Genomic DNA, 7,197 nt, shown 5'->3' with positions numbered 1-7,197 from the left:
GAAGTATCCGGGTACTTCGGGTGCTGATGACTGGCGTGCCCCAGGCGCTCAACCCATAACGAATTTTCGCTGATAGCCCAACAACCGGCTATGGCATGTCGCAGCACTGTGCGAGGAACAAGGGATGTTCTCACCGGCCAACCAGCCTCATTTCAACTTGACCGTCGAGGGCTTGGAAAGCGCTTTCCAGGTCTTGTCGTTTACCGGCCGGGAGGCACTCAACACGCCCTTCGAATTCAAGTTGGAACTGGTCAGCGAAAAGGCTGCGATCAACCTCGAAAGCGTGCTGCATAAACTGGCGTTTCTTCAGCTCTCGCCAACCGGAACCGGCATTCACGGATTGGTTTACAGCATTGCTCAAGGTGAGGCGGGCAAGCGCCTGACCCGCTACAAGATCGCGCTGCGTCCACAGTTGGCGTACCTCGCGCATCGTGTTAATCAGCGTATTTTCCAGCAGATGACCGTGCAGCAAATCATCAGCCAGGTGCTTGAAGAACACGGCATTCTCGCCAGCGATTACCACTTCCAGCTCGGCGCGATCTATCCCGAGCGCATCTACTGTACGCAGTACGATGAAAGTGACCTGCATTTCGTCCAGCGCCTGTGCGAAGAGGAGGGGATTCACTATCACTTCCAGCACACCGCCAGCGGCCACACACTGATCTTCGGCGATGACCAGACGGTGTTCCCCAAACTGGCGCCCGTGGCTTATCAACAGGACTCCGGGCTGGTCGCCGACAAACCGGTGGTCAAGCGTTTCGGCCTGCGCCTGGCCACCCGCACCAGCCGCACCACGCGCCGTGATTACGACTTCGTCAAACCGAAGATCGAGCTTGAAAGCGACGCCAAAAGCCACGTCCAACCGGACTTGGAAGATTACGATTATCCGGGCCGATTCGTTGACCGTGACCGGGGCAAGCACTTGGCCAAGCGCGCGCTGGAACGCCATCGCAGCGACTATCGCCTGGCCGAAGGCAACAGTGACCAACCGCTTCTGGTCAGCGGGCATTTTCTTGCCCTGACCGAACACGCCAACGCGACCTGGAACGACCTGTGGTTGCTCACTGAGATCTTCCATGAAGGCCGGCAGCCGCAGGTGCTTGAAGAGTCTGTCATCAGCGACACCACGGACCTGAAGGACGATTTCCATCAGGGCTATCGCAACCGTTTCAAGGCCATCCCGTGGGACGTGCCGTACCGCCCGCCGCTGGAGCACCCGAAACCGAAAGTGCTGGGCGCGCAAAGTGCGGTGGTCACCGGCCCCGAAGGTGAAGAGATCTACTGCGACGCGTATGGCCGGGTCAAGGTGCAGTTTTTCTGGGATCGCGAAGGCCAGCACGACGACATGACCACGTGCTGGATGCGCGTGGCTTCGAACTGGGCGGCGCAGACGTTCGGCTCGATCAGCATCCCACGTGTCGGCATGGAGGTGCTGATCAACTTTCTGGAAGGCGATCCCGACCAGCCGCTGATCACCGGTTGCCTGTACCACGGCGCCAACCTGCCGCCGTACAAACTGCCGGATTTCAAGACGCTGGCCACGGTCAAGAGCAAGGAATACAAGGGTAGCCGGGCCAACGAACTGCGCATCGACGACACCACCAGCGAGATCAGCATCGCGCTGCGCAGTGATCACGGTGCGAGCGCGATCAACCTCGGTTATCTGACCCATCCACGCCCCAGCGGCGGTCAACCGCGTGGCGAGGGCTTTGAGTTACGCACCGACCGCCACGGCGCGGTGCGTGCCGGTGCCGGTCTGCTGATCACCACCGAGCCGCGTGCGAACGAGTCAAAACATCACAAGGATCTGCCGGAAACCGCCGAACGCCTGGCCACGGCCAGCGATCAACAGGACGGTTTCGCCACACAGGCCAAAGAGCTTCAGGCTCAAGAGGCCGGTGACCAGGACGACGTGGCCAAGGCGTTGCACGCCCAGCATCAAGGCGTACTCGGCTCGGGTCCTGCGAACCTCACCGCCAACGAGTTCCCCGAGTTCACCGAGCCGCATCTGGTACTGGCCAGTCCCGCCGGCATCGCCCTGACCACACCGCGCTCCAGCCACATCGCCACCGGCGAACACCTGGCGCTGAGCAGCACCGGGCACACCAGTTTTTCCATCGGCAAACGGCTGCTGGCAAGCGCCAGCCGTGGTATGCGCCTGTTCGTGCAGAGCATGGGCTGGCGCCTGGTGGCGGCGTCCGGCGACATCGACGTCAAGGCGCTCAAGGACAGCATCAACCTGCTGGCCAAACTCAACATCACCGCCACCGCCGACCGCATCACCCTCACCGCCAAGACCGAACTGGTGATCCAGGGCGGCGGCAGCGCCACGACCTACAACGCCGGCGGTATCACCCACGCCACCAGCGGCCCGTACACCGCACACGCGGCGAACTTCGCCTACACCGGGGCCAAATCCTTGGCAGGTGTATTCCCGGAACCGCCGAAGCCGGGCAAGGGCAATCTGGAGCTGTTCAACCAGTACGCCGGGCGTCAGGGCATCAAGGAGGGCGACTACGAAGTCATCGATGCCTTGGGCAAGAGCATCAAGGGCAAGCTCGACGCGAAGGGCTTTGCCAGTGTCGCCGGTGCTGCCCCGGGGCCGGCGCGGGTGCTGTTCGGCAAGGACCCGGCGGACACCTGGAGCGATGGCAGTTACATCGGCAAGCCGGAGTGGCCTTTGAATCCGCCGGGGGCCGAGGATGTGCCGAGTCAGGTGCAGGCGATGGTCGCGCAAGTGTTGCCGAGCAAGAGCTGGGAGATGTTGGAGAAGGGTAAGGAAATGGCACAAACAGGGATGAGTGCGATGCAAACAGCACAGCAAGTGAAGGGCGTGATGCAGGGCGGGGTGGCCGGGTTGCCGAAATTGGCGAGTGCCGCCATGCCGAGTGCGTCGAGCATCCTTGGCGCCGCGAGCAAGAACGGCAAATTGCCGAGCCTACCTGCACCGAGTCTGCCAAAACCCTCCTTGAAAACCCCGGGCCTGTTGGCGGGTGAGATGCTGTCATGACCACTGAAATCGTAAAGCGTGAACCTCAGGTTGCTATCGTTCCTCTGAATGCCATCGATATCCAGGACGTCGCCAGTGGCGCGGCGACCTTCGATGCCTGGCTGCAATCGGCCAGTGGCGGGGTGGTCACCCTCGACCGGATCAAGAACGTCGCCGGTTTCTTGCCGGTGGTGGGCAACATCATGGCGCTAGTCGATGCGCTGGGTGACATCGTCACGCTGTCAAATGCCAAGCAGCGCGATTTGCTCGCGTGGGCCAGCCTTGGTATCAACCTCATTGGCGTATTGCCTTTACCGCCGTCGATGGCCGCGGCGCGCATGACCCTGCGCCCGACGCTGTTTCTGGTACGTCAGGAGATGAGGGCCAGCAGCAAGTTGTTGCTCAGCACTTCCGTGATCGAGGTGCTGGTCGGGCATCTGAACGCCTCCATTATCGGCACGCTGGACGACTTCGTTGAGCAGGCCAAAGGCAAGTTGCCCGGCATCCTGGCGGACGCTGGCAAGCTGGGCGAGGACGTTATCAACGAGATCGCCAAAGGCCTCGAGACGGTGGCTAATGGCAAGTTGGACGCCAAAGGGGACGCTCAGGCTGCCGGTCAACAAATCAGTGCCGCTGGCGATCAATTACTCAACGACCCACTTGCGGCAATCGGTAATATTTTTGGGGCCGCTTCCAGCGCTTACAAAGCCGCAGGTAAAGGATTGGCCAATAGCGCGGCGGATCATCTGCTGCCTGATGAGGTGAAAAAACGGGTTGCCACGGAAACCGCAAAACTGCGTGCAATGGGCCCGGAGCTGCGCACCCAACTGAGCAAACTCGACGATGCGTCGGTGCAGAACTCCATTGGCTGGTTGCTGCTGATCTTGTCCAGCGCCGTCACCCTCTGGCGCAAACGCAACGCCCATGGACAAAGTGCCGGGGTCAAACCTGACAAGACCAGTCAGGCCAAGCACACGGCCTCCGAAGGTGAATTGGGAGCCAGCGGTAAACAGGCTCCGGCTAAAGGCGCGCCCGAGCCGAAGAAAAATGGCACCTGTACCGGCACGTGCAACAGCATCAATTTTGCTTTGGGTTCAGAAAGCCTCAGCCATACCGATTTCAGCTTGCCCGGGCCATTCCCGGTCGAGTGGACGCGCACCTATCACTCGCGCCTCGACGCCTACGATCAGAGCGAAATGGGCGCCCGCTGGATCAGCGAATTCACCACACGGTTTGACTGCGTGGACGATGGCTTGACGTTCTACGGCGCCGATGGCCGCGACCACAGCTATCCGCTGCCCACACTCGGTCTGTTTCACTACGACGCCATCGAAAACATCACCCTGGTTCGCAGTGGTGAAGACCAGTTGCTGTTGTGCCGTGGCTTCGAACGCAAGGAAACCTACGTCCGCCATGGCCAGCGCTTTGTGCTGACCAATATTTCGCTGCGTAACGGCGCCGGAATCATGCTGCATTACGAGCATCGTCACGGCGAGCAATCGGTACTTTCGGATCTGATTACCTATCAGGAAAACGACTTCACCAAGGTTCATCTGCACCTCGGCACGATGATCGACGATCACGGGCGGCTGATAGGCCTCTGGCAAATCGTTGACGGTGCTCCACTGCGACAACTTTGCGCTTACCAGTACGGCGCCTATGGCGACCTGATTCAGGCGCAGGATGAGAACGGCGCAGTCTGGTCGTATCAGTACCAGCATCACCTGATCACCCGTTACACCGACCGCACGGGTCGCGGCATGAACTTGGAGTGGGACGGCCAAGGCGCTCAGGCCAAAGCCGTGCGCGAATGGGCGGACGACGGCAGCTTCGACACGCGTCTGGAGTGGGACGAAAACATTCGTCTGACCTACGTCACCGATGCGCTCGGTAACGAGACCTGGCATTACTACGACATTCTTGGTTACACCTACCGCATCCGTTACGCGGATGAGCGTTCGGAATGGTTTTTCCGCGACGATGCCAAGAATATCGTGCGTCGCGTGAATGCCGATGGCAGCACGGATCGCTACAGCTACGATGAACGCAGCAACCTGCTCGAGCACATCCGCGCCGACCACACCGTGATGCATTACGCCTACGACGATCAGGACATGCTGATCAAGATCAGCGATGCCGAGGGCGGCCTATGGCAACGCGCTTATGACGATCAAGGCAACTTGGTTGAAGCGCTCGACCCCTTGGGCAACAAAACCGAATATGCCTACAACAAGTCGGGCCAACCCACGGCCATCAAAGACGCCAACGGCAACGAAAAGACCTTGGACTACAACGACGCCGGTCAGTTGGTGGAGTACGTTGATTGCTCGGGCAAGACCAGCGCCTGGGAGTATGACGAACGGGGGCAGGTGATCTGCTTCACTGACGCTGCGGGGAACGCCACCGAGTACGAGTACAAGGCCGGGCAGTTGGTGCTGATCAAGCACCCGGACAAGACCGAGGAGCGCTTTGAGCGAGACGCCGAAGGTCGGCTGTTGGCGCATGTCGATGGCCTCGATCGTTGCACCACGTGGAGCTATAGCGCTGCCGGTTTGATCGCCGAACGTGTCGACGCAGCCGAGCAAACCCTGCGCTATCGCTGGGACCGCCTCGGACGGCTCACGGCACTGGAAAACGAAAACGAACAACGCGCCCACTTCCACTACGACCCGGTCGGTCGTCTGCTCGAAGAGCGCGGCTTCGATGGGCGCAGCACACGTTATCAATACGACCCGCTCAGCGGTCGCCTCGCCCAATCAGTCAATGGCAAACGCGTCATTTCGTTGAGCTTCGACCCGATGGGCCGTTTGACTGACCGTCGCGCCACCCTGGGCGACCAGTCGCAAAGCGAGACCTTTGCCTACGATGGCAACGGCAACATGGTGCTGGCCAACAACGCCGACAGCAGCTTGCAATGGTTTTATGATCCGGCCGGCAATCTGCTGCGCGAACACCAGCATTACCTCGGACTGGAAAAACCCACCGTCGCGATCTGGCAGCACGAATACGACGTGCTTAACCAGTGCATTGCCACGACCCGTCCAGACGGCCACCGTGTCAGCTGGTTGACCTACGGCAGTGGCCATTTGCTAGGCCTAAGACTGGACGATCATGAACTGGTTGGCTACGAGCGCGACGACCTACACCGTGAAGTCGTCCGGCATCAAGGCAACCACCTAGTGCAAACCCAAAGCTGGGACCCGGCCGGTCGCTTGCAGGAGCAATTGCTGGGACGCAGCGACGACAAGTCCACGCTGCTCAAACGCGAATACACCTACGACGCCGCTGGCCAACTGACGGACATCAACGACAGCCGCCGGGGCCCGCTCGCCTATCGCTACGATCCCGTTGGCCGACTGCTCAGTGCCGTGACGCGTCAAGGCGTGGAAACCTTCGCCTTCGACCCGGCCGGCAACCTGCTGGATGACAACGCTGCCGAAATCCGTCGTCCACTGGATCTGACGCCACCGCGCAGCAAACTGGTCGACAACCTGCTGCGCGAATACGCCGGCACCCACTACGACTACGACGAACGCGGCAACCAGATCCAGCGCTGGCACAACGGCCAACGCAGTGATCTGCGTTGGGACCTGTTTGATCGACTGGTGCATTTCGAAGATCCGCGTCTGAGCGTGGATTTCGCCTACGACGCACTGGGACGCCGCCTGCACAAAAACTCCCGCGCGCACTACAAACAACGCCCGGAAGCCGGTTCCCTCTGGAACAGAAACGAGCACGCCCGCAAACAACGCGAGCTTGGCTGCGGTTTCACGCTTTACGGCTGGGATGGCGACAACCTCGCATGGGAAAGCAGTCCAGCGCAGAGCGATGGCGAACCGGGTCGCACGGTGCATTACGTCTTCGAGCCGGGGACTTTTGTTCCAGTGGCCCAAGCTGTGCGCCACGCGCCGATCAAGCTCATGGGGCAGCCTGATTACAGCGGTGAGTACAGCCTTGATGAGGACCCCCTGTGGAATCACAAAGCCACAGCATTACCGTTTGATGCGTTGGCCTGGTATCAGTGTGATCACTTGGGGACGCCGCAGGAACTGACGGACTCCCAAGGCAACATAGCTTGGTCCGCGCAGTACAAGGCGTGGGGGCAAGTGACGGAGCAGCGTTCGGACTGGGCGCGGCAGCATGGCGTGATGAATCCGATACGGTTTCAGGGGCAGTATCACGATCATGAGACGGGGCTGCATTACAAC

Annotated in this window: 2 protein-coding genes; both read left to right on the top strand. The window is 60.5% G+C overall.

Translation table 11 applies throughout. The features are described 5' to 3' along the window. Positions 1–124: 124 nt before the first annotated feature. On the top strand, positions 125–3,010 hold the full coding sequence (locus ACW9H9_RS27975; protein ID WP_457346598.1) for a type VI secretion system Vgr family protein: 2,886 nt from the start codon (positions 125–127) through the stop codon (positions 3,008–3,010). Continuing rightward, positions 3,007–7,197 (top strand): RHS domain-containing protein (locus ACW9H9_RS27970; protein ID WP_457346597.1); only part of this gene is annotated, 4,191 nt, incomplete at its 3' end. The genes ACW9H9_RS27975 and ACW9H9_RS27970, both read left to right, overlap by 4 nt.

This window comes from Pseudomonas sp. SDO5215_S409 (assembly GCF_054071325.1).
Note: the sequence above shows the minus strand (reverse complement) of the source record. Positions and strands in the feature narration are given on the sequence as shown.

Bases quoted from the DNA above. Each gene is read 5' to 3' on its own strand.
- ACW9H9_RS27975 (WP_457346598.1), top strand. From the start codon at position 125: ATGTTCTCACCGGCCAACCAGCCTCATTTCAACTTGACCGTCGAGGGC.